The sequence below is a fragment of the Magnetospirillum aberrantis SpK genome, assembly GCF_011022235.1.
Lineage (GTDB): Bacteria > Pseudomonadota > Alphaproteobacteria > Rhodospirillales > Magnetospirillaceae > Magnetospirillum > Magnetospirillum aberrantis.
This window is the reverse complement of record NZ_JAAIYP010000002.1, coordinates 1-22,623: the sequence shown is the minus strand read 5'-3', so window position 1 is coordinate 22,623 and position 22,623 is coordinate 1. Positions and strand designations below refer to the sequence as shown.

Annotated in this window: 21 protein-coding genes and 1 other RNA gene; 10 read left to right on the top strand and 12 right to left on the bottom strand. The window is 66.6% G+C overall.

The genetic code is table 11. The annotated features are described in order from the left end of the window. Window positions 1-18 precede the first annotated feature (18 nt). From gyrB to rpsT, 7 genes are all read right to left on the bottom strand, one after another. The gene (gyrB, locus tag G4223_RS00465) at window positions 19-2,481 is read right to left on the bottom strand and encodes a DNA topoisomerase (ATP-hydrolyzing) subunit B (protein ID WP_163673649.1); all 2,463 of its coding nucleotides are present in this window, start codon (window positions 2,479-2,481) and stop codon (window positions 19-21) included. Window positions 2,482-2,636: 155 nt separating this feature from the next. Further along, window positions 2,637-3,830, bottom strand: a complete 1,194-nt coding sequence (gene recF, locus G4223_RS00460; RefSeq protein WP_338086788.1) for a DNA replication/repair protein RecF — start codon at window positions 3,828-3,830, stop codon at window positions 2,637-2,639. Next, a complete protein-coding gene (dnaN, locus tag G4223_RS00455) occupies window positions 3,827-4,945 on the bottom strand; it encodes a DNA polymerase III subunit beta (RefSeq protein ID WP_163673647.1) in 1,119 nt (372 codons plus the stop codon). Before dnaN ends, recF begins: the two co-directional genes overlap by 4 nt. Window positions 4,946-5,088: 143 nt before the next feature. Next, window positions 5,089-6,432, bottom strand: a complete 1,344-nt coding sequence (gene dnaA / locus G4223_RS00450; protein ID WP_241003881.1) for a chromosomal replication initiator protein DnaA — start codon at window positions 6,430-6,432, stop codon at window positions 5,089-5,091. 443 nt (window positions 6,433-6,875) lie between these two features. Beyond that, a complete protein-coding gene (locus G4223_RS00445; protein WP_163673645.1) occupies window positions 6,876-7,670 on the bottom strand; it encodes a hypothetical protein in 795 nt (264 codons plus the stop codon). A 64-nt stretch (window positions 7,671-7,734) separates the two neighbouring features. Further along, entirely contained in the window at window positions 7,735-9,132 is a 1,398-nt protein-coding gene (dnaA, locus tag G4223_RS00440) for a chromosomal replication initiator protein DnaA (protein ID WP_163673643.1), read from the bottom strand. A gap of 590 nt (window positions 9,133-9,722) precedes the next feature. Then, window positions 9,723-9,995, bottom strand: a complete 273-nt coding sequence (rpsT, locus tag G4223_RS00435; RefSeq protein ID WP_163673641.1) for a 30S ribosomal protein S20 — start codon at window positions 9,993-9,995, stop codon at window positions 9,723-9,725. A gap of 107 nt (window positions 9,996-10,102) precedes the next feature. Between rpsT and G4223_RS00430 the strand changes: the two genes are divergently transcribed. After that, window positions 10,103-10,591, top strand: coding sequence for a hypothetical protein (locus tag G4223_RS00430; protein ID WP_163673640.1), 489 nt, complete (start codon window positions 10,103-10,105; stop codon window positions 10,589-10,591). A gap of 135 nt (window positions 10,592-10,726) precedes the next feature. Here G4223_RS00430 and G4223_RS00425 read toward each other — a convergent pair whose 3' ends face one another. Beyond that, entirely contained in the window at window positions 10,727-11,050 is a 324-nt protein-coding gene (locus tag G4223_RS00425) for a c-type cytochrome (protein ID WP_205762302.1), read from the bottom strand. A 122-nt stretch (window positions 11,051-11,172) separates the two neighbouring features. Next, the gene (gene mutL, locus G4223_RS00420; protein ID WP_163673638.1) at window positions 11,173-12,993 is read right to left on the bottom strand and encodes a DNA mismatch repair endonuclease MutL; all 1,821 of its coding nucleotides are present in this window, start codon (window positions 12,991-12,993) and stop codon (window positions 11,173-11,175) included. A 290-nt stretch (window positions 12,994-13,283) separates the two neighbouring features. Between mutL and G4223_RS00415 the strand changes: the two genes are divergently transcribed. Then, complete coding sequence (locus G4223_RS00415; protein WP_163673636.1) at window positions 13,284-13,712, top strand: hypothetical protein; 429 nt, start codon at window positions 13,284-13,286, stop codon at window positions 13,710-13,712. 51 nt (window positions 13,713-13,763) lie between these two features. Next, window positions 13,764-13,861: signal recognition particle sRNA small type (gene ffs / locus G4223_RS00410), an RNA gene on the top strand. Window positions 13,862-13,972: 111 nt separating this feature from the next. Here the strand turns inward: ffs and G4223_RS00405 are convergent. The 3 genes from G4223_RS00405 to G4223_RS00395 form a co-directional block, all read right to left on the bottom strand. Further along, entirely contained in the window at window positions 13,973-14,695 is a 723-nt protein-coding gene (locus G4223_RS00405) for a Bax inhibitor-1/YccA family protein (protein ID WP_163673635.1), read from the bottom strand. Between the two features lie 164 nt (window positions 14,696-14,859). Then, a complete protein-coding gene (locus G4223_RS00400) occupies window positions 14,860-17,388 on the bottom strand; it encodes an ABC transporter permease (protein WP_163673633.1) in 2,529 nt (842 codons plus the stop codon). Beyond that, window positions 17,385-18,083 (bottom strand): ABC transporter ATP-binding protein, encoded by a 699-nt coding sequence (locus G4223_RS00395; RefSeq protein WP_163673631.1) that lies wholly within the window; start codon window positions 18,081-18,083, stop codon window positions 17,385-17,387. Before G4223_RS00395 ends, G4223_RS00400 begins: the two co-directional genes overlap by 4 nt. Window positions 18,084-18,156: 73 nt before the next feature. Between G4223_RS00395 and G4223_RS00390 the strand changes: the two genes are divergently transcribed. The 7 genes from G4223_RS00390 to G4223_RS00360 all read left to right on the top strand — a co-directional run bounded on the left by G4223_RS00390 (window position 18,157) and on the right by G4223_RS00360 (window position 22,548). Then, window positions 18,157-18,726: an arylesterase gene (locus G4223_RS00390; protein ID WP_241003880.1), complete on the top strand. Its 570-nt coding sequence runs from the start codon at window positions 18,157-18,159 to the stop codon at window positions 18,724-18,726. Then, complete coding sequence (locus tag G4223_RS00385; RefSeq protein ID WP_241003879.1) at window positions 18,723-19,865, top strand: FIST signal transduction protein; 1,143 nt, start codon at window positions 18,723-18,725, stop codon at window positions 19,863-19,865. Before G4223_RS00390 ends, G4223_RS00385 begins: the two co-directional genes overlap by 4 nt. Beyond that, complete coding sequence (gene thpR / locus G4223_RS00380; protein WP_163673626.1) at window positions 19,862-20,395, top strand: RNA 2',3'-cyclic phosphodiesterase; 534 nt, start codon at window positions 19,862-19,864, stop codon at window positions 20,393-20,395. Before G4223_RS00385 ends, thpR begins: the two co-directional genes overlap by 4 nt. Before the next feature lie 64 nt (window positions 20,396-20,459). Beyond that, window positions 20,460-21,011: a hypothetical protein gene (locus G4223_RS00375; protein ID WP_241003878.1), complete on the top strand. Its 552-nt coding sequence runs from the start codon at window positions 20,460-20,462 to the stop codon at window positions 21,009-21,011. A gap of 62 nt (window positions 21,012-21,073) precedes the next feature. Beyond that, a complete protein-coding gene (locus G4223_RS00370; RefSeq protein WP_163673622.1) occupies window positions 21,074-21,655 on the top strand; it encodes an EF-hand domain-containing protein in 582 nt (193 codons plus the stop codon). A 147-nt stretch (window positions 21,656-21,802) separates the two neighbouring features. Then, a complete protein-coding gene (locus G4223_RS00365) occupies window positions 21,803-22,279 on the top strand; it encodes an Hsp20 family protein (RefSeq protein WP_163673620.1) in 477 nt (158 codons plus the stop codon). Between the two features lie 41 nt (window positions 22,280-22,320). Then, window positions 22,321-22,548 (top strand): DUF1150 family protein, encoded by a 228-nt coding sequence (locus G4223_RS00360; protein ID WP_163673617.1) that lies wholly within the window; start codon window positions 22,321-22,323, stop codon window positions 22,546-22,548. Window positions 22,549-22,623: the final 75 nt, after the last annotated feature.

Below are 22,623 nucleotides of genomic sequence, written 5' to 3'. Positions count from 1 at the left end.
CCCGACAGGTAATGTCCGCTAAACGTCCAGGTTCGACACCTTGAGCGCGTTGGTCTGGATGAAGTCGCGGCGGGGTTCGACCACGTCGCCCATCAGGGTCGCGAACACCTCGTCGGCGTCGTCGCCATGCGCCACCTTGACCTGAAGCAGCGAGCGGGCTTCGGGGTCCAGGGTGGTTTCCCACAATTGTTCGGGATTCATTTCGCCCAGTCCCTTGTAGCGCTGGATCGAGATGCCCTTCTTGCCCTGGTCCATCACCGCGTTGACCAAGGCCACCGGACCGCTGATGGCCGTAGCGCGCTCCTTGACCAAAAGCGTCGCGGCGCTGGAATAGGTTTCCCGCAGGCTGGCGGACAGGTCGTTCAGCTTGCGCGCCTCGGCCGAGCGGATGATGGCGGCATCGAGGGTGTGGGTCTCGGTCACGCCGCGCAGCGTCCGGCGCAGGACCCAGCCGGTGCCTTCGTGCCATTCGCCGGTCCAGCCACGTTCCAGGTCGCTTTCCAGCGCGTCCAGACGGGCGGCCAGGGTGGCGGCCATGGCCGGGCCGGCTTCGGGATCGGTCAACAAAAGCGGGTTGAGGGCGCCGGCGATGGCGGCCTGTTCCACCACACGCATGGGCACCCGGCGCGACAGCGCCACCAGCAGGTTGCGCACGGCACGCGCCTGTTCGGTCAGCGTCCGCAAATCGGCGCCACCCACCTGGGCACCGCCGGAAAGGGTCATCACCGCGTCGGCCAGACCACCGTCGATCAGATATTCCTCCATGGCGCGTTCGTCCTTGAGGTAGACCTCGGACTGGCCACGCTTGGCGCGATAAAGCGGCGGCTGGGCGATGTACAGATAGCCCTTTTCGATGATCTCGGGCATCTGACGGTAGAAGAAGGTCAGAAGCAGCGTGCGGATGTGCGAGCCGTCGACGTCGGCGTCGGTCATGATGATGATCTTGTGGTAACGGGTCTTGCCGACGTTGAAATCCTCGCGGCCGATGCCGGTGCCAAGGGCGGCGATCAGCGTGCCGATTTCCGCCGAGGACAGCATCTTGTCGAAACGCGCCCGTTCGACGTTCAAGATCTTGCCCTTGAGCGGCAGGATGGCCTGGTTGGCGCGGTTGCGGCCCTGCTTGGCGGAACCACCGGCCGAATCACCCTCGACGATGAACAATTCCGACAGGGCGGGGTCGCGTTCCTGGCAATCGGCCAGCTTGCCCGGCAAGGTGGCGATGTCCAGCACGCCCTTGCGGCGCGTCAGCTCGCGCGCCTTGCGCGCCGCCTCGCGCGCCGCCGCCGCCTCGACCACCTTGGTCACCACCTTGCGGGCTTCGGCCGGGTGTTCCTCGAACCATTCCGCCAGCTTCTCGCCGACGATGTTCTCGACCACCGGGCGCACCTCGGACGACACCAGTTTGTCCTTGGTCTGGCTGCTGAATTTGGGGTCGGGCACCTTGACCGACAACACGCAGGTCAGCCCCTCGCGCATGTCGTCGCCCGACAGCGCCACCTTTTCCTTTTTGGCGATGCCCGATTCGTTGGCGTAGGTGTTGATGGTCCGGGTCAGCGCGGCGCGGAAGCCGGCCAGATGGGTGCCGCCGTCACGTTGTGGGATGTTGTTGGTGAAGCACAACTGGCTTTCGTGATAGCTGTCGGTCCATTCCATGGCCACTTCGACGGTGATGCCGTCCCTTTCGCCGCTCACCGCGATGGGCGGGGAGTGCAGCGCGGTCTTGGAACGATCCAGGTACTTCACGAACGCCTCGATGCCGCCTTCGTAATGCAGCTCGATGCTTTCCGGCTCGCCGTGGCGCAGGTCGGTCAGGAAGATGCGCACGCCGGAATTGAGGAAGGCCAGTTCGCGCAGCCGGTGTTCCAGGGTAGCGAAGTCGAACTCGGTCTTGGTGAAGGTCTGGGTGCTGGGCAGGAAGGTGACCTCGGTGCCGGTCAGCGGGCCGCGCCCGGGATTCTCGGGGTCGCGCAACGGCGCGTCGCCCACCACCTTCAGCGGCGACACCGCCTCGCCATGGCTGAAGCGCATGGTGTGTTCCTTGCCGCCGCGCCAGATGCGCAGGTCCAAAGTCTCGGACAGGGCGTTCACCACCGACACGCCGACACCGTGCAGACCGCCCGACACCTTATAGGAATTCTGGTCGAACTTACCGCCGGCATGCAGTTGGGTCATGATGACCTCGGCCGCCGACACGCCCTCTTCCTTGTGGATGTCGGTGGGGATACCGCGGCCGTTGTCGCGCACCGTGCACGATCCGTCGCCGTTCAGCGTCACCTCGACCCGGTCGGCATGGCCGGCCAGGGTTTCGTCGATGGCGTTGTCCACCACCTCGTAAACCATGTGATGCAAACCCGAACCGTCGTCGGTGTCGCCGATATACATGCCCGGCCGCTTGCGGACCGCTTCCAGGCCACGCAGCACCTTGATGGAATCCGCACCATAAGATTCGGCGGAATTGGTCGGGATCACAGGCTCGGTCATGCTTCTTCAAACCTTCCAAACTGCCTTGCGGCCACAGCACGGAATATAGGACACGGAGGAACACAGATAAACACAGATAAGTGGATTTTCGTCGCCGGCCCACGCGATTCGAGGGGGCGGCACCAGCGAAAAAGAAAAGGCAAATTCATCCGCGTTTATCTGTATTCGTCCGTATCTTCGCCATTTTTTACAACTCTTGCCTCAGCAACACGAAAGAACTGCGCCCTGTCGCCGAAACCGTCGAACAAAACCTCGTCGGTGCCGGTCATCCAACTTTGCGCCGACAGTTCCGCCAACGCATCGAACAGGGCGGCCCGGCGGGTGGCGTCCAGGTGGGCCACCACCTCGTCCAACAGCAAAAGCGGCGCCAACCCGCTGAGCGCGGTGCGGACCCGTGCCTGGGCCAGCACCATGGACACCAGCACCGCCTTCTGCTCGCCGGTCGAACATTGCCCGGCCGGCAAATCCTTGGCCGCATGGCGGACCGACAGGTCGCTGCGATGCGGCCCGAAGGTGGTCGCCCCCGCCGCCTCGTCGCGGGAGCGGGCCGCGCGCAACGCGGCGCGCAGCCGGTCCTCCACCTCTTCGGGCGCCCCGGCGGCGGCCCAGTCCTCGACCTCGCCCACCAGCGCCAGCCGGGCCGCCGGAAACGGTCCCAGACCTTCGGCGCAAGCCTGATCCAGCCGCGCCACCGCACGCACCCTGGCCGCCGCCATCGCCGCGCCATGGCGGGCCATGGCGTCCTCAAGCGCGCCCAACCATGCCGGGTCGGGCCTTCGGTCCCCTTGACCCGCCGCCTTCAACAGGCGCGAGCGCTCGCGCATGGCATGCTCGTAGGCGGTGGCCTGGGCGGCATGGCCGCTTTCCTGGCCGAAGGTCAGACGGTCAAGAAAGCGCCGCCGCCCGGCCGCCCCCTCGATGAACAACCGGTCCATGGCCGGGGTCAGCCACAAGGCCGAAGCAAGAGCCGCCAGATCCTGGGCCTTGGCCGGTTGGCCGTCGATGCGCACGCTGCGCCGTTCCGAACCACTCTCGCGCCCGGTGCCGATCTCGACCGGACCTTGGGAACCGTCCAACAGCGCGGCGACGCCCCAGGGCGCGCCGGCCTCGGTGCCGTGGCGGACGATCTCGCCCAAGGTGGCACGCCGCAGGCCGCGCCCCGGCGTCAGGAAGGACAACGCCTCCAGCACGTTGGTCTTGCCGGCACCGTTGGCACCGGTCAGCACCACCGGCCGTGAATCGGTGTCCAGCCGCAGGCGGGAATAACAGCGGAAATCGGTCAGCGTCAGGCGCCGCACCGCCAGACGGGCGGGAGGGCAGACCGTCGTTCCGGTTTCGGACAGGGTCACACCCGCATCGGCATCAGCACATAGATGGCCCCGGAATCGGCCTGGTCGCGCACCACGGTCGGGCTGGCGGCATCGGCCATGGCGAACCGGGCGGTCTCGCCCTCGACCTGACCGAGGATGTCGAGCAGGTAGCGCGAGTTGAAGCCGATTTCCAGCGGCGTGGAATCGTACTGGGCCTCAAGCTCTTCCTCGGCGCTGCCGTTCTCGGGGCTGGACGCGGACAGACGCACCGTGCCCTTTTCCAAGGACAGCTTGATGGCCCGGCTCTTTTCCGTGGAAATGGCCGAAACGCGGTCCACGGCCGAGGCGAACACCTTGACGTCGGCATCCAGGTACTTGTCGTTGTCGGCCGGAATGACCCGTTCGTAATCGGGGAAGGTGCCGTCGATCAGCTTGCTGGTCAGCACGGCATCGCCGAAGGCGAAGCGCAGCTTGGTCTCGGACAGCGACACGGTGACGTCGGAATCGGTCTCGCCGATCAGCTTGTAAATCTCGTTCACCGTCTTGCGCGGCACGATGATGCCCGGCATGCCGGCGGCACCCTCCGGCAGCGTCACCTCGACACGGGCCAGACGATGGCCGTCGGTGGCCACCGCGCGCAGCACGTCGCCGGCCGCACCGGTCGCGGCATGCAGATAGATGCCGTTCAGGTAGTAGCGGGTTTCCTCGGTCGAGATGGCGAAACGGGTGCGGTCGATCAGCGTCTTGAGCTCGGCCGCCGACAAGGTGAAGCCGTGCGGCAGATCGCCACCCGACAGCACCGGGAAATCCTCGACCGGCAGGCAGGCCAGCGAGAATTTGGAGCGCCCCGAACGCAGGGTCAGCAACCCGTCCTCGGCGGAATGGTCGATCTCGACCTGGCTGCCGTCGGGCAGTTTCTTGACGATCTCGAACAAGGTGTGGGCCGGCGCCGTGGTGGCGCCCGGCCGGGCGACGTCGGCCAGCACGGATTCGACGAAATCCAGGTCCATGTCGGTGGCGTTCAAGGACAGCGAGCCGGGCCGCGCCTCAAGCTTGACGTTGGACAGGATGGGAATGGTGTTGCGGCGTTCGACGACGCTTTGGACGTGGGCCAAAGACTTCAGCAGCTGGGCGCGCTCGATGGTCAGCTTCATGGCGTTGTTTTTGCCGTCCGTTTAAGCCGTTTTCCGCCTTTTGGCGGGGCCGGGCAGTATATCACGGCTACGGGTACGGCAAAGCGCTTTCCGCGCCCCAGGGGGCGCGGAACGGCGATGTTTCCGTGACGACGAAAGAGACCTCAGCTTTGCAGCATGCGCCGCAGCAATTCCACGTCCTCGGCGAAGTTCTGGTCGGCGCCCTTCAGCTCCTCGACCTTCTTCACCGCATGCATGACGGTGGTGGGTGCGCGACCACCGAACTTGCGCCCGATCTCGGGCAGGGAACGACTGGTCAACTGCTTGGCCAAATACATGGCGATCTGACGGGGACGGGCCACCTGACGCGACCGTCGGGCCGAGGACATTTCCGCCAGCTTGATGTTGAAATGCTCGGCGACGCGCTTTTGGATCTCTTCGATGGTGATGCGGCGGTCGGACGCCTTGAGCAGATTGTGCAGCACTTCCTGCGTGGTTTCCAAGGTGATGGCCCGGCCCACCAACTGGGCGTGGGCGACCACGCGGTTCAGCGCGCCTTCCAACTCGCGGACGTTGCTGGCGATCTTGTGCGCCAGGAACTCCATCACCTTCTGCGGCACGGTGGCGCCCATCTGCTCGGCCTTGAAGGCCAGGATGCTCAGGCGCAGTTCATAGGTGGTGGCTTGGATGCTGGCCACCAGACCGGAGTTGAGGCGCGAGCGCAGGCGGTCTTTTATGCCCCTCAGGTCCGGCGGCGGCTTGTCGGCCGAGATCACGACTTGGCGACCCTGGTCAATCATGGTTTCGAGGGTGTGGAAGAACTCTTTTTGCGTCGCTTCCTTGCCGGCGATGAACTGCACGTCGTCGACCATCAGCACGTCGACCGAGCGGACCTGCTCCTTGAAGGACATGGTGTCCTGGCTGCGCAGCGCCCGGATGAAGCGGTACATGAACTTTTCCGCCGACAGGTACAGCACGCGGCGGGAAGGATTGTGCTCACGGATGTGCCAAGCGATGGCGTGCATCAGGTGGGTCTTGCTCAGGCCGACGCCGCCATACAGGAACAGCGGGTTGAACGACACGGTCTCGGCCTCGGCCACGCGGCGGGCGGCGGCATAGGCGAATTCGTTGGTTTTATCGACCACGAAGTTGTTAAAGGTGTAGCGGGTATCCAGCTGGGCGCCCAATTCATCCATGTCGGCCGGCGCACACGGCGTGGGACTGTCGGTCGGCGGACGGGTGGCGTTGCCGACCACGATTTCGATGCTACGGATGGCCGGGTTCTCGGCGCCCCACAGGCTTTTGATGCGCTCGCCGTAATGGGTGGCAACCCAATCACGCATGAAGCGGGTGGGCAACCCCAGGCGGACGACACCGTCGCGCACATCTCGCAGGGTGATCGGACGCAGCCAACTGCGATAGGCGGCATCGCCTATTTCGCCGCGCAGGGTCACCTTCACCGAGTCCCACTCCGCAAGGTAATCGCGGACGCCTGCCGCTGGGCACAACGGGTAATGGCCGCCGGCCACGAGGCTGGAGCGCCACCGACTTGCGGCGAACCAGCTTCTCTCTTCCAAGACGGTGCCTGCAGCGTTGACCGCGCGTGAGAAAAGCTTGGCGTCGCCCATGAAGTGGGAGACGTCCATCAACAGGAATGGGCGATGGGTCAGAGCGTCGGTTTGGCTTGCCAGCCATTGGGCGAGTGCCGCGCGAGGCAGGATGGTGAGAACCTTGCCAGGGATGTGGAAGGCGTAGAGCGCCATATCGCCCACTTCCGGCGTCAGTTGGGGGGCCCAGTATTCCAAGACGTGCTGGTTATCGATGGTGATTTCGTCGAAGCCGGTGATGGTGCCGTCGGCAATGCGCTGAACGAAGGTGCAATTGTTGTCGATGAACACCGGGACAGCGAAGCTTGGGCGTGATCTGTCGGAAATCAGGCAGGCCAGCAGCTTCACGGCGCGCGCCCAAAGTAGTGGTTGCGCTTAAGATACTCGGCGACGACATCGAAGATGCCACGCACGTCCTCGGCCGGCGAGGCATGGTAGGACGGGTAGGGCAGCAGATCGGCACCCCAGTCTTTGACGATGGTCTCCAAGATGGCTGCTTCATCGCAAAAATCATTGGGGAGTGCGACAGCCAGAACGGTCTGCCGCATCAGCTTGATCTCGTCGGACATTTGCAGCTCAACCGAGCCACGGCGGCCGTCATAGGGGGTCTCCGCCTTGTCGGCGACCAAGCTATGATAGGACTGGGCCTCGAACTGGAAGTTCGGCAGTCGGGGGTCGGGGCGTGCCTGACCGTGGTAATAGGCCCTGTTGTCGCCGAAAAAGGTGGATACCACTTTACGTGCGCTGTCCGGCAGGGGGAAGAGTTCGAAAGAGCTCAGTTCCATGTCGTTGTGCATGTGGCGCTCAAATACGCAGCCCGCAAAGGCGCCGCTGTCGAAGGGATAGGCTCGCCGGGGGGGAGGTGCGGTGGACGGCCCTAGCAGCAGGCAGACAGGACGATAAGCATTTTGCGAGGTGTTCCCCACCCGCTGGTTCGGGCGATAGGCCGGCCGGCCGTAGAACAGGTAAAGCAGACTTTCGCCGAACACTTTGCACGGCCTCGGCTGTAACGTCCTGGTTTCTAGGATAGAGCGGAAACGGTAGAGGTCGGTGGTGTGGGTCAGCGGCAGGGGTGGGTCGGTGGGCTCCGCCAGATCGACGAAGGCGGCAAAATCCTGACTAGGCTTATCATCCGACACGAGCAACGCTCCCCCCAACAAATCCATCGTTAGAGTACTGATTGCTGTGCTGCCTGAAAAGGGATCAGCTTTGCAGCATGCGCCGCAGCAATTCCACGTCCTCGGCGAAGTTCTGGTCGGCGCCCTTCAGCTCCTCGACCTTCTTCACCGCATGCATGACCGTGGTGTGGTCGCGGCCGCCGAACTTGCGCCCGATCTCGGGCAGGGAACGGCTGGTCAACTGCTTGGCCAGATACATGGCGATCTGACGGGGACGGGCCACCTGACGCGACCGTCGGGCCGAGGACATTTCCGCCAGCTTGATGTTGAAATGCTCGGCGACGCGCTTTTGGATCTCTTCGATGGTGATGCGGCGGTCGGACGCCTTGAGCAGGTCGTGCAGCACTTCCTGCGTGGTTTCCAAGGTGATGGCCCGGCCCACCAGTTGGGCGTGGGCGACCACGCGGTTCAGCGCGCCTTCCAACTCGCGGACGTTGCTGGCGATCTTGTGCGCCAGGAACTCCATCACCTTCTGCGGCACCGCCGCCGCCATCTGCTCGGCCTTGGAATGCAGGATGCCCAGACGAAGTTCGTAGGTGGTGGCGTGAATGTCGGCCACCAGACCGGAATTGAGGCGCGACCGCAGACGATCTTCCATGCCTTCCAGGTCGGACGGCGACTTGTCGGCCGAGATCACGATCTGGCGCCCCTGGTCGACCAGGGCGTTGAAGGTATGGAAGAACTCTTCCTGGGTGGCGTCCTTGCCGGCGATGAACTGCACGTCGTCGACCATCAGCACGTCGACCGAGCGGAACTGTTCCTTGAAGGACATGGTGTCCTGGCTGCGCAGCGCCCGGATGAAGCGGTACATGAACTTTTCCGCCGACAGATACAGCACGCGCCGGGTCGGGTTGTGTTCGCGGATGTGCCAGGCGATGGCATGCATCAGATGGGTCTTGCCCAGACCGACGCCGCCATACAGGAACAGCGGGTTGAACGACACCGCCTCGGCCTCGGCCACGCGGCGGGCGGCGGCATAGGCGAATTCGTTGGGCTTGCCCACCACGAAGTTCTTGAAGGTGTAGCGACTGTCGAGCTGAGCGCCCAATTCGTCCACGTCGGCCGGCGCACACGGCGCCGCCGGGCGCGCCGCCACCGTGTCGGCGACGGGCGATGCGGCCACGGCGGCGGGAGCCGGCGCGAAAGTCGGAGCAGCGACGGCCGACAACGGCCGGCGCGGGGCGTTGCCGACCACGATCTCGACGGTGCGGATGGCCGGGTTCTCGGCCCCCCACAGGTTACGGATGCGCTCGCCGTAATGGGTGGCGACCCAATCGCGCATGAACCGCGTCGGCAAACCCAGGCGGACGAAACCGTCCTGTGCGTCCTGCAAGGTGATCGGCCGCAGCCACGAACGATAGGCGGCGTCGCCAACTTCGTCGCGCAGGCGCCCCTTGATCCGGTCCCACTCCACGTCGATCATTTGTTGTCCCCGAAAGTCACCAACGCGCCACCAAAACCTTTCTCAACACTTGGAAACAGTACGCCGACCCCCGACCATCACGGCCGGTTTCCATACGCGCACTCCCCCTCGACGAACGAGATCGCTCAAACGCAAGATGTTGTGTTTCCTGCGCCACCGGCCGATACAACAGATTCCCCAAAAACCTGCATTTCATGACCAGCAAACGGACTCGCAAGTAAATATCAGCAGCCTACGGTCGCGAAACCAGTCCACCCTTTGTCGCACCAAAGTAAACTGCCAACCACAATTCACTACACTTGCGAGACGATTCTGTCTCTCGACACCACACCTTGAATTATCAGGGTATTTTATCAGCTTTTTGACTGGACCCCGTCTCGCAAGGCTGGTGACTCTAGCGATGGCGCCGACGACTCGCAACAGGACCGGAACGGGAACGTGGAAAATTTTTCCCTTGCTTTTCCACAGGGCGCGGAATCCCTGGAGACGCGGCTCCAGCCTGTGGAAAACCACTTTGGAACGCCTGAAAACGACAAGGGCCGCGCGAATGCGCGGCCCTTGGAAACCCTCGGATTTCAGCGATCTGGCGCTTAGGCCAGCGGCTTCATGTCCTTGACGCGGGCGGCAAGGCGGGAAACCTTGCGCGCGGCGGTGTTCTTGTGCAGAACGCCGGCCTGGCCACCCTTCATCAATTCCGGCTCGGCGGCCAGGAAGGCGGCCTTGGCCTCCTCGGCGTTGCCGGAAGCGATCGCCAGCTCGACCTTCTTGACGAAGGTCCGGATGCGGCTGACGCGGGCGCGGTTGACCTCGGTACGGCGCTCGGTCTGGCGAATGCGCTTCTTGGCGGACGAATGATGAGCCATGGTAAAACCTGTTCCGAGAAGTGTTCAGAAATCGAAGGCGCGTTTATATGGGGCGTTGCGGCGATCGTCAAGCGAGAATCGCATCAAGGCGTTAGGAGGCAAGATTCATGTTCGATAATAACCCCCTGCCTCTGGACCTGCCGCCCGCCGCCCGAGCCGAGATGGCGGCGGCGGTGGCGGCGTGGGACGACGAGCCGACGGCCGCCAGCCACGTGGCGGCGGCGCTGACGGCGGCACCCGACAGCCTGGGCGTGCGGATCGGCGCTTACAAGTTCTATCTCTACCGCCATCGTCTGGAGCAAGCCGTCGTCCAGGCCCGGGTGATCCTGGCCCAGGCGGCGCGGCGCCAGCAATTGCCGCACGACTGGCGCGACGTGGCGGCGGACCATGCCGCCTTCGACAGCCTTGAACCGTGGCCCCGGCTGTTCCTTCAGGCGCTGGTGGCGTTGGGATACGGCCTGCTGCGGCTGGGACTGACCGAGGAAGGCGAGGCCGCCTTGGTCAAGGCGGCGGAACTGGACCCTGCCGACCGGCTTGGCGCCAAACGGTTACTGGAGTTGTCCCGCCGCGAACCAGACGAAGACGAAGACAGTTAGAGCAGCGAGCGTCAAACCTGACGCACGCCGCGATCAGCGGCCATTGCGGCCGCGGCCAAGCGGGCGGATGCCCGCGCCCGGCGAGGGCCAAACATAAAGTTAGCCCATCGTGCGTCATATTTGACGCGCGATGGTCTAGCGCTGGGTGGCGATATAGGCCGCCACGTCCTCGATCTCGCCGGCGGTCAGGGTGAAACCGCGCATGGGATTGGCGTGGGGCCGGGCCAGGAAGGTGCGGATTTCCGCCTCGGTGCGGCGGCTGGCGACATCCGCGAAGCTGGGGGCGGAATCGGTGCCGGCCCCCGACGCCGCGACCACATGACAGGCAGCGCACCAGCGGGCGGCCAGTTCGGCACCGGCCTCGGGCGAAGGAGTGCGGGCCCCGGCCGGCGCCGCCGTCAGCCACAGCCCGACGCCGATGATCCCGAGACCGCCCATCACGGCCAAAACCGCGCGCATCACCCTGGCTCCTTCTTGACGTTGGTCAACCGAGGGGCGGGACAATGGCGGTTTTGCCGCAATGCGGCAACCCCCTTCTCGGCATGTCTCCTAAAAAGCGGCGACATGCGCCGCAGCCGGCCTCAACGCCGGCCGAACAGCTTTTCCACATCCGCCAGACGCAACGAGACATGGGTGGGACGGCCGTGATTGCACTGACCCGACAGCGGCGTCGTCTCCATCTGGCGCAACAGGGCGTTCATCTCGGCCACGGACAACCGCCGGCCCGAACGCACGCTGCCATGGCAGGCCATGGTGGCGCAGATGGTCCCCAGCTTCTCGGTCAGCGCCAGCGCTTCGCCCCATTCGGCCAGATCGTCGGCGAGGTCGCGCACCAAGCCCTGAACGTCGCAATCGCCCAACAGCGCCGGAACCTCGCGCACCGCCACCGCGCCGGGGCCGAACGCTTCCACCACCAACCCCAGCTGCGCCAGTTGCTCGGCGGCGTCGGCGACCCGCGCCGCACCCGCCTCGCCCAGATCCACCACCTCGGGCAACAGCAACGCCTGGGTCTTGACCGGACCTTGGGCCAGAGCCGCCTTCATGCGCTCCATCACCAGCCGTTCATGGGCGGCGTGCTGATCGACGATGACCAGACCGTCGCGGGTCTCGGCGATGATATAGGTGTCGTGCAACTGCGCCCGAGCCGCGCCCAGCGGATGGTCCAGATCGGGCGTTTCGGCGGGCGTTTCCTCGGCCGGCGCGGACGGCGGCAAGGACAGGTTGGGCAGCGCCTCGGACAGGCCGCCGGAGGGGGCGAAAGCGTTCGCCGCCTGCTGCACCTGGGCGAAACTGGGCCGCGGCGCGGCCGGATGCCATTGGTATTGCGTGGTCGGGCGCGGTGGCGCGGCATGGGCTCCCAGCGCCCCCAGGGCGGCGACGCCCAGGGTCGAGGAGGCGCGATGCCCGGCCTCGGCCAGGGCATGGCGGATGGCCGACACGATCAACCCGCGCACCAGCCCGGAATCGCGGAACCGCACCTCGGCCTTGGCGGGGTGGACGTTGACGTCCACCGCCTGGGCGTCCAGTTCCAGGAACAGCGCCACCACCGGGTGACGGTCGTGGCCGAGAACGTCCTGATAGGCCCCCCGGACGGCGCCGACCACCAGCCGGTCCTTGACCGGCCGGCCGTTGACGAACAGGTATTGATAGGCGTTGGTGCCCTTGTTGAAGGTCGGCAGCCCGGCCCAGCCGGTCAGCCGCACGCCGTCGCGTTCGGCGTCCAGACGCACGGCGTTGGCTTCGAAGTCGCGGCCGATGATGGCGGCCAGACGGCTCAGTTGCGCCGCCGCCCGTTCGCCGCGCTGGGCGGCCAGCTTGAGCACGGAGCGCGTCCCGTCGGACAGCGAGAAACCGACCGCTGGATGGGCCATGGCCAGACGTTCCAGGGTATCGACGGCATGCGACAGTTCGGTGCGCGGCGCCTTGAGGAACTTCAGCCGCGCCGGAGTGGCGAAGAACAGGTCGCGCACCTCGACCCGCGTTCCCGGCGGATGGGCGGCGGGTTGCGGCGTGCCCTTGGCGCCGCCTTCGACACACAGGCTCCAGGCGCTGTCGCCGCCCCTGGGCCGCGAGGTCAGGGTCAGCCGCGCCACCGAGCCGATGGATGGCAATGCCTCGCCGCGAAAGCCAAGATGGCGGATGTGGACCAGATCGTCATCGGGCAATTTGGAGGTGGCGTGGCGTTCGACAGCCAGTTCCAAATCGTCCGGCCCCATGCCGCAGCCGTCATCGGTCACCGAGATCAACGCCTGCCCGCCTTCGACCAGCACCACGTCGATGCGGGTGGCGCCGGCGTCGAGCGCGTTCTCGACCAGTTCCTTGACGGCCGAAGCCGGGCGTTCGACCACTTCGCCGGCGGCGATCTGATTGACCAGGGTGGGGGGCAGAAGACGAATATTCATGGCCCGGAGTCTAGCCGGGGAGCATCCCTTGCGCCAAGGACAGAACACACGCCCCATAGAACACGTCCCCCAGGCAACTCGGCCTAGGCGCAATGGTTCATTTTCGATTCACCTTTTTCGGTATAGAATTACGCACAATGACGGGACCAGGGAGGCGTCCCATGGCCAAGACCTTATATATGGCGCCCAACGCGCCAAGACCGGCGAACGGCGGCAAAGCCGCCCCGACAAACAACGGCAAAGCCGCCCCGACGACCGGCGGCACCAAAGCCACGGCGGGACATCGGCCCGTGCCCGGCCACCATGGACGGCCCGTTGCCCATCCTCATCCTTCCCATTCCCATCGGCCGTTAGGGCTGATAACCGCGCTGGTACTGTCGCTGACGGCCGCCGGGGCGGCGCTGTGGGCATGGCAGGGCGGCACGTCCGGCACCGACCCCGGCACCCAGTTGCTGGCCGAGATGGAAGCGGCGGCCCAGGGCCGGACGGTTCCCACCCACGCCTTCGGCGGTTCCCTGACGGTGGTTCAGGGTAACGGCCCGATGAACGTGGTCGCCGAGGGGGTTCCCTCGCGCGCCTGCGTCCAGGTGGGCTGGCGGCTGGCCAAACAGGGCACCATCATCGTCAACGGCACCTTGCCGCAACGCCTGTCGGCGGCCAAGCTGTCGGATCTGTGCAGCGGCGACGACGCCACCCTGACCTGGATCCCCGATCAGTAAGGAATTTCGGATTCCGCTTGCATCCCGTGACGACTCCCCCGATATTCCGCGCGGGAGATCGGCGCGGGCGAACCCGTCGCCAACCCGGTCAGGTCCGGAAGGAAGCAGCCGTAACGATTTCGGTTCGGGTCGCGTCCGATCTCCCACCTCCACGAAAATTCAGTTCCCATGCGGCCAGCCCCGTTTGCCGGTGCCCGAAAAAAAACGGGCCACCGCCCAAGGCGATGACCCGCTTTGTCCGAACCGGACGGAGGCGCCGGCTATTCGCCGCGACGCACGCCCAGGAACTGCAACAGGAAGATGAACAGGTTGATGAAGTCCAGATACAGGGTCAGGGCACCCATGATGGCCTTCTTGGCAGCAACGTCTGCACCGTCGGCTTCCCAGTACATTTCCTTGATCTTCTGGGTGTCGTAGGCGGTCAGACCGGCGAAGATCAGCACGCCTGCGGCCGAGATCACGAACGCCATCATCGAGCTGGCCAGGAAGACGTTGACGACCATGGCGATCAACAGGCCGATCAGGCCCATCACCAGGAAGCGGCCGAAGGCCGACAGATCGCGCTTGGTGGTATAGCCGTAAAGCGACAGACCGGCGAAGGCGGCGGCGGTGATGAAGAAAGTGCGCGCCACCGATTCGCCGGTATAGACACGCAAGTACATGGACAGGGTGATGCCGACCAGGCCGGCATAGACCCAGAACACGGTCTGCGCCGCCGACACGCTCATGGTCCTGATGCGCGCGCCCATATAGAAGGCCAAGCCGATGGGGGCCAGGGCGATGATCCAGCCCAGGATGGTGGGGCTGATGGCGCCGCGGGCGTTCTGGGCGAAGAACAGGCCCAGCAAGCTATCGTTGGAAGCGATGAACAAGGCGACCAAGCCGGTCAGCGCCAAGCCGCCGGCCATCAGATTGTAGACCCGCAGCATGTACTGGCGCAGGCCCACGTCGATCTGCGCGGCATCCGCCTGCGCGGGGCTCATATATTTGCGATCGGAACCGAAGGCCATTGTCGTACCTCTGGTTAAGGGTGGAACAAATCGTCTGGCACCAATATGGCGCGGTCACGACGGGAATCAAGCAAGGGGAAATGCGGACATTTGATGGCGGTTCCACCACGGACACTTAATCGCGGCGATATGGCCGGTCATTCCCCACGCAGCAAGGGAGCCGCCTTGGCCCGCATGGCGGCGAAGGTTCCGGCGAAGCCGGCCAACAGGCTGGCGACGACGCAGGCCGCCACGGTGGCCACGGTCTGAAGCGGCAGGAAGGCCCAATCGGCACGCATGACGTGAACCAGGATGGCCCAGGCGGCAACGCTTCCCACCAAACCGGCGAACAGGCCGGTGACCATCCCGACCACTCCGAATTCCAGCAGCCACGCCCGCCACAAATCGCCGCGCGTCGCCCCCAGCACCTTGAGCACCACCGCGTCGAGAACCCGGCGGCGATGGCCGGCCATCACCGCCCCGGCCAGCACCAAGGCCCCGGCCGCCAGCGTCACCAGCGCCGCCAGCCGCACCGCCAGATCGGCGTTGGCGATCATCTCGCGCACCGAATCCAGCGCTTCCTTGACCCGGATCGCCGACACGTTGGACAGCGCGTCGGTAACCCGGCGTTCCACCGCCGCCTCGGCGCCATCGGGGGCGTGCACGGTGGCGATCCAGGTGTGGGGGGCGCCGCGCAGCGCGTTGGGCGACAAGATGAAGGCGAAGTTCATGTTGAGGCTGGACCATTCGATGTCGCGCAGGCTCGCCACCCGCAGCTCGATCTCGCGGCCCAGCACGTTGAGGCCCAGGCTGTCGCCGAGCTTGAGTCCGAACCCCTTGGCGATGCCCGAATCCACCGACACCAGGGCCGGGCCGTCATAATCGGCCGGCCACCATTCCCCGGCCGCCAGCCGGCTGCCCTTGGGCTGGGTGGCCGACGCGGTCAGGCCTCGGTCGCCGCGCAACGCCCATTCCACCTCGGGCGCCACCGTCACCTCGGATGCCGGGCGACCGTTGATGCGGGTGACGCGGCCGCGCACCATGGGCGCCTGATCGACACGGGCGTCGGGCGCCACCTCGGCCACCAGCCGGTCGAAGGGCTGCAACTGGTCGGGCTGGATGTCGATGAAGAAGAAGCTGGGGGCTTCGGCCGGCAGGCGTTCGCCCAGTTGGCGGGCCAGATTGCCTTCGATCAGCGCCACCGACACCAGAACGGTGAGCCCCAGTCCCAGACTGAGAACCATGCTGACCACCGCGCCGCCCGGCCGATGCAGATTGGCCAGCGCCAGCCGCGCCGCCGGATGGGCCAGCCAGCCGCGACGGCGGCGCGACGCCAGGGCCGCGCCGCGCGACAATCCCCAGGCCACCCCCCGCAACGTCGCCAGGATGGCGATGGCGGCGGCGACGAAGGCGGCGGCCAGCGGCGGGCGGTCGGCGCCGGCCACCGCCAGCCCCGCCAGGGCCAGGGCGACCAGCGCGCTCAGTACCAGGGCGCCCCGCGCCGGCAGCGCCGAAAGCGGAGCCGCCGCCTGACGAAACAGGGCGGTGGCCGGCACTTTCTGGGCGCGGGCCAGCGGCCACAGGGTGAACAGCAGCGCCGTCAACGCGCCATAGGCGGCGGCGATGGACAGCGGCGCCACGTGAAGGCCGGTGCGGGCGGCCAGCGGCAAACGCTCGCCGGCCAGTTCCACCACCACCGCCGGCACGGCGGCGCCCACCGCAAGACCAAGCACGATGCCCAATCCCGACAGCGCCGCCACCAGCGTTCCATAGGTGCCGCCGATCAACCGGGCCGGCGCCCCCACCGCCTTCAGCACGGCGATGGTGTGGGCGCGGCCGTCCACATAGGCCTTGACCGCGTTGGCGACGCCGATGCCGCCGACCAGCAGCGCGGTCAACCCGACCAGGGTCAGGAACGCAGCAAGGTTGTCGAGCAGACGGCCGACGCCGGGGGCGGCGTCGGTGGTGTCGCGCATCTGCCACGCCGCCTGGGGAAAATCCGCGCTCAACCGCGCCTTGGCCGACGCCGGGGTAACCCCCTCGGCCAGGGCGAGGCGATATTGCCAGCGGATCAGGCTGCCCGGCTGATCCAGGTTGGTGTCGGCCAGGGCGGCGGCCGACACCATCAGCCGCGGCCCAAAGGCCAGGGCATTGGCGATGCGGTCGGGTTCCTTGATGACGACCGCCCGGATCTGGACACGGGCCTCGCCCACGATCACCTGGTCACCCAGGGCCAGTCCCAGGGTGGTCAAAAGATTGGCGTCGGCGGCGGCGCCCCACACGCCGTCCCGGCGAGCCATCAGTTCGTCGGTCTTCAGTGGTGGTTCCAGCACCAGGGCGCCGGCCAACGGATAGGCGCCATCGACGCCCTTGAGCTCCACCAGATGGCGCCGCGCGCCATCCGGGGTGCGGGCCATGGCGCGCAGTTCGAACCCCTCCGACAAGGTGCCCAGCCCGGTCAGCGCCGCCCGCTGGCCGTCGTCGATCGGCCGATAGCTCTGGCGCAGTTCCAGGTCGCCGCCCAACAGCATGCGGGCGTCCTCGGCGATGGCGGTGTGGAAGGCGGCGCGCAGGCTGCCCGAGGCGGCAATGGCCGCCACCCCCAGCGCCAGACAGGCGACCAGGATGCGAAAGCCCCGAAGCCCGGCCCGCATCTCGCGGCGGGCGTAGATGAGGGCCAGCCTCATGCCGTCACCTCGAAGGCGCGGCCGTCCTCGACCCGCACCACCCGGCCGCAGCGCGCCGCCAAGGCCGGATCGTGGGTGACCAGAACCAGAGTGGCGCTGTCCTGGGCGTGCAGGTCGAACAGCATGTCCATGATGGCGCGGCCGGTGCCCTGGTCCAGGTTGCCGGTGGGCTCGTCGGCCAGCAACAGGCGCGGCCGGGCGACGAAGGCGCGGGCCAGGGCGACGCGCTGTTGCTCGCCGCCGGAAAGCTGGCTGGGGTAATGGTCCAGGCGATGGCCCAGCCCGACCCGCTTCAGTTCCGCCTCGGCACGGTCGAAGGCGTCGGCAGCGCCAGCCAGTTCCAGCGGCACCGCGACGTTTTCCAGGGCGGTCATGGCGGGGATCAGATGGAAAGCCTGGAAGACGATGCCGACCTGGGCGCGGCGCCAGCGCGCCAGCGCGTCTTCGTCCAATGCCGACAGATCGGCGCCGGCCACCTGGACCCGCCCCGAACTGGCCCGCTCCAGCCCGGCCATGACCATCAGGAGCGTGGACTTGCCCGACCCCGAGGGGCCGACGATGCCGACGGTCTCGCCTTCGGCGACACACAGGTCGATTCCGCGCAAGACGTTGACCTGACCGGCCAAGCTCGCCAAGCTGAGGGTGACGCCGCCAAGGTCGACCAGCGGCGCGGAAAGGGAAGCGGTGGACGGCATGAGGCTTGCGACTCTTCTGGGGAACCTGGTCCGATATGGCGCCGTTGCCCTGATTGTCAATGCGGCGCCGGCCATGGCCGAGCCGTTTCGGCTGTTGGCCCTGGGCGATTCCCTGACCGCCGGCTACGGCGTGGCCGCCGCCGATTCCTTTCCCGCCCAGCTTGAACGCGCGCTCAGGGCCCAAGGCCATGACGTCACGGTGATCAACGCCGGGGTGTCGGGCGACACCAGCGCCGGCGGCAAGGCCCGACTGGACTGGAGCCTGGGCGACCGGCCAAACGCCGCCATCGTCGAGTTGGGGGCCAATGACGGGCTGCGCGGCCTCGACGTCGGCCAGATGGAAGCCAACCTGGACAACATCGTCGGCCGCCTGAAAGGCGCCGGAATCAAGGTCCTGTTGACCGGCATGCGGGCGCCGCCCAATTACGGCGCCGACTATGCCCAATCCTATGCCGCCGTCTTTCCCCGCGTGGCCCGGCGCCATCAGGTGGCGTTCTATCCCTTTTTCCTGGAGGGCGTCGCCCGCGACCCGCGCTTCAACCAACCCGACGGCTTGCATCCCACCGCGCTTGGCGTCGCCGAGATCGTGCGGCGCATGCTGCCCGAGGTGACGGCGCTGCTGAAACCAGAGGAAAAGAAATGATGCCGGATGCCGCCCGCCCGGTGCCGTCCTTCCGCGTCGCCCTGGCGCAGGGCGAGCATTGGGGACTGGCGGCCAAGGCCTGTGCCGAACGGCTGGCGCCCATGGACGCCAATATCGGGTTCCTTTACGTCACCGAAGGGTTCAACCAGAACCTGTCGTCGATCCTGACTTTCCTGCGTGAAACCACCCGCATTCCCCATTGGGTGGGCGCGGTGGCCCCCGCCATCCTGGCCGGCGGCACGGTGGTCGCCGAAAAGGGCGCGCTGGCGGTGATGGTCGGCAGCTTGGCCGAGGATTCCTTCCGCCTGTTCTGGGGAGTGGACGCCGGCGAGATCACCACACCGCTGTCGTCGTGGCTGGCGGCACGGCAGCCGGTGCTGGCCCTGGCCCATGGCGACCCGCGTTCCCCCGGTCTGGCCGGCCTGGTGGCGGCCCTGGCGACGCAGGAAATCTTCACCGTGGGCGGGCTGGTCTCCAACTCCGGCCCGCGTCCGTTGTTGTCCGACATGGTGGCGGCAGGCGGTCTCGCCGGCCTGTTGCTGGGAAGCGAGGTCGAGGCGGTCAGCGGCCTGACCCAGGGCTGTGCCCCCATCGGCCCGCCCCACCGGGTCACCGCGGCGGGCGAGGGCGTGGTGATGGAACTGGACGGCCGTCCGGCCCTGGACGTGTTGAAAGAGGAAGCCGGCCAGTTGATCGCCCGCGACCTGCGTCGCGCCGCCGGCTACATCCATCTGGGATTGCCGGTGGCGGGGGCCGACGATGGCGGCTATGTGGTGCGCATGCTGTTGGGCATCGACCCGCGCCGCGGCTGGCTGGCCATGGGCGACACCGTGGACGAAGGCGGCACGGTACGTTTCGTCCGCCGCGACCCGCAAACCGCCCGCGACGACCTGGAACGCATGCTGGCCAGCGTGGTCCGCCGGTTGGCCGGGCGGCCGGCCCGCTGCGCCTTCTACCATTCCTGCGTCGGTCGCGGCCGGCACATGTTCGGCCATGACGAGGCCGAATTGGAAATGGTGCGGGCCGCGCTGGGCGACGACATGCCGTTGATCGGCTTTTTCGGCCATGGCGAATTCGCCGGCGAACGGCTTTACGCCTATACTGGGGTGTTGACCGTGCTGGTGGGGGAAACACCGTGATCCGCCTGTTCGTCGGCTTGCCCCTTCCCAAGCAGGTCTCGGCGCGGCTGGCGCTCATGGCCGGGGGCATCCCCGGCGCCCGCTGGACCGAGGTCCGCAACCTGCACGTCACCTTGCGTTTCGTCGGCGAGGTGGACGAAACCACCGCCGCCGAGATCGACGCCACCCTGGCCATGCTGCGGGCGCCGGAATTCGAGCTGTCGCTTGACGGCTTCGGCACGTTCGGCCGGGCCAAGCCCAGCCACCTGTGGGCTTCGGTCGAGCGGGTCGCGCCCTTGCTTCACCTTCAAAGCCGGATCGAAACCGCGCTGAGCCGCCTTGGCCTGGTGCCCGAGGGACGCAAGTTCCTGCCCCACGTCACCCTGGCCCGCCTCAAGGACGCCCCGACGGCGCGGGTCCAGGATTTCATCGGCCGCAATGCGCCCTTCCGGCTGGGGCCGTGGACAGTCGAGCATTTCACCCTGTTCCAGAGCCATCTTGGCCGCGCCGGGGCCGAATACCAGGGGATCGCCGATTATCCCTTGTCCTGAGACCGGCGACTTTCCCTTGTCGCTGCCGGGGACTGCCTGTACCTTCGGGGGCATGAAAGTCCGTATGCTCCGCGCCGTCCTGCTTGGCCTCACCGTCCTGGCGCTCGCCGGGTGCGGGACCAGCACCTCGCTGCCGCAGACCCAGGCCGGAGACCCGGCCCAGCGGTTCGATTTCGCCTTGTTGAGCGACATCCCCATTCCGTCGGGCGCCACCATGGACAACGAGAAATCGTTGATCCTGGGCGACAAGAACCGGTGGACCGGCCGGGTGGTGATGAAGCTGTGGAAGTCGGCTTCCGAATCCAACCAGTTCTATCAGGCGCAGATGCCGGCCTTTGGCTGGGAACCGATCATGGCCGCCACCTCGGGCGTCAGCGTCATGGCCTATGTGCACGGCGACCGCGCCGCCACGGTGCAGATCGAAAGCAGCACCATGTGGGGCTCGACCGTGTCGATCATCGTCGGCCAGCGGCTTGCGACACAGCCGGGCGGCTACAGCGCTCCCGCCTCTTCCGGTTACGGCGCCCCGGCGGCTTCCGGCTACAGCGCCCCGGCCTCCTCCGGCTACACCCCGCCGGAACGGGTGCAGTCCGAACCCTTGTCCAGCCGGCAATGACCGCCGGAAAAGCCGGCCGGAACCGTTCAACCCCGCATGTTTCCGCCGATGGACGACCGCCCATGTCCTTACGTCTGCTGAGCCTTTTGCCATTGGCGCTGTTGGCCGCATGCATGTCCGGCCCGCCGCCCGAGCCCAAGGCGCCGCCCCAGCGCTGGGTCGAAAGCCCCAATGGCGAGCCCTTGCCGTTCGCCCCCGGACAGCCGGATTGCGCCGCCGCCCTGACGGCGTGGATGGCCCAGGCCGACAAGAACGGCGACGGCGTGGTGGACATGGACGAGATGGTGACCGACGCCGCCCGCTGGTTCGCGATCGCCGACCAGGACCATGACGGCCAGGTCACCTCGGACGAACTGACCGAAGTGCGCCGCCGTCTGGTGCCGCCCGAACCCGAACCCCAGCCCGAATCCCCGCCGGAAGCGGCCGACGACGGCCGGCAAGGCGGGCCGCCTGGGGGTGGTCCCGGCCAGGGGCGGGCGCGGCTGCGGTCGAACGTCCGCCTTGATCCGGTGATGCAGGCCGATGCCAATGCCGATTTCCGCGTCACCGCCCTGGAGTTCCGCACGTTCGTCATCGACCGCATGCAAGGGCGTTCGGTGTCGCGCACCGACCTGTTGCGCGGTTGCGATTCCGCCCGGCGCTGACAGCGCCCGTCTTGACGCCACCCGATTCGCCCCCAAAATAATGAGGCAAGGCGCCGTGGCTTGAATTCCACAAGGGCGGTGCCGAAACCGGGTGCCGTTCGCGGGCCCGCAACCGCATTCTCGCTCGTCAGAGGAGGACGCCCGTCCATGACCCGCCTATCCGCTTTCAACAGCCCGCTTCTTTTGGGTTTCGACCATTTCGAACGTGTGCTCGACCGCGTCTCCAAAAGCCAGGGCGAGGGATACCCGCCCTACAACATCGAACAGATCGGCGAGAACGGCCTGCGCATCACCTTGGCGGTGGCCGGGTTTTCCATGGACGATCTGGCGGTGGCGACCGAAGACAACCAGTTGATCATCCGGGGCCGTCAGGCCGAGGACGATTGCGGCCGCGTTTTCCTGCATCGCGGCATCGCCGCTAGGCAGTTCCAGCGCGCCTTCGTCCTGGCCGAGGGCATCGAGGTCCAGGGCGCCACCTTGGACAACGGCCTGTTGCATGTGGATCTGGTGCGTCCCCGACCCGAGCCACGGGTGAAAAGCATCCCCATCCAGGGCGCGGGCAAGACCTCAGGCAGCGGCACGCTGCTTGACGTCAGCGCCGAGCCGCCCTGCCCCGACCGGTAAAACCGCCGGTCGCATTGGTACCAGAAGGTACGGAGGTCATCATGGCCGACATCTGCCCCAGCACCCCCCAACGTTCCCCCATGAGCCCGGTGGATTTCGCCCAATGGGGCATGCCCCATCTCGCCTATGTCAAACGCGTGATCGTCGAAGATTCGGTGGGGTGGGCCATCCATGCCGCCGACGGCACCCACATGGGACTGGCGCCATCGCGTGAACTGGCCTTCGCCGCAATCACACAGCACGAATTGCAGCCGCTCAGCGTCCATTGACACAAAATTAGATATTATTGATCTGCAATTGACTCGCAGTTGCGGATTGTCATGGTATGCATCGCCGATGCCTCG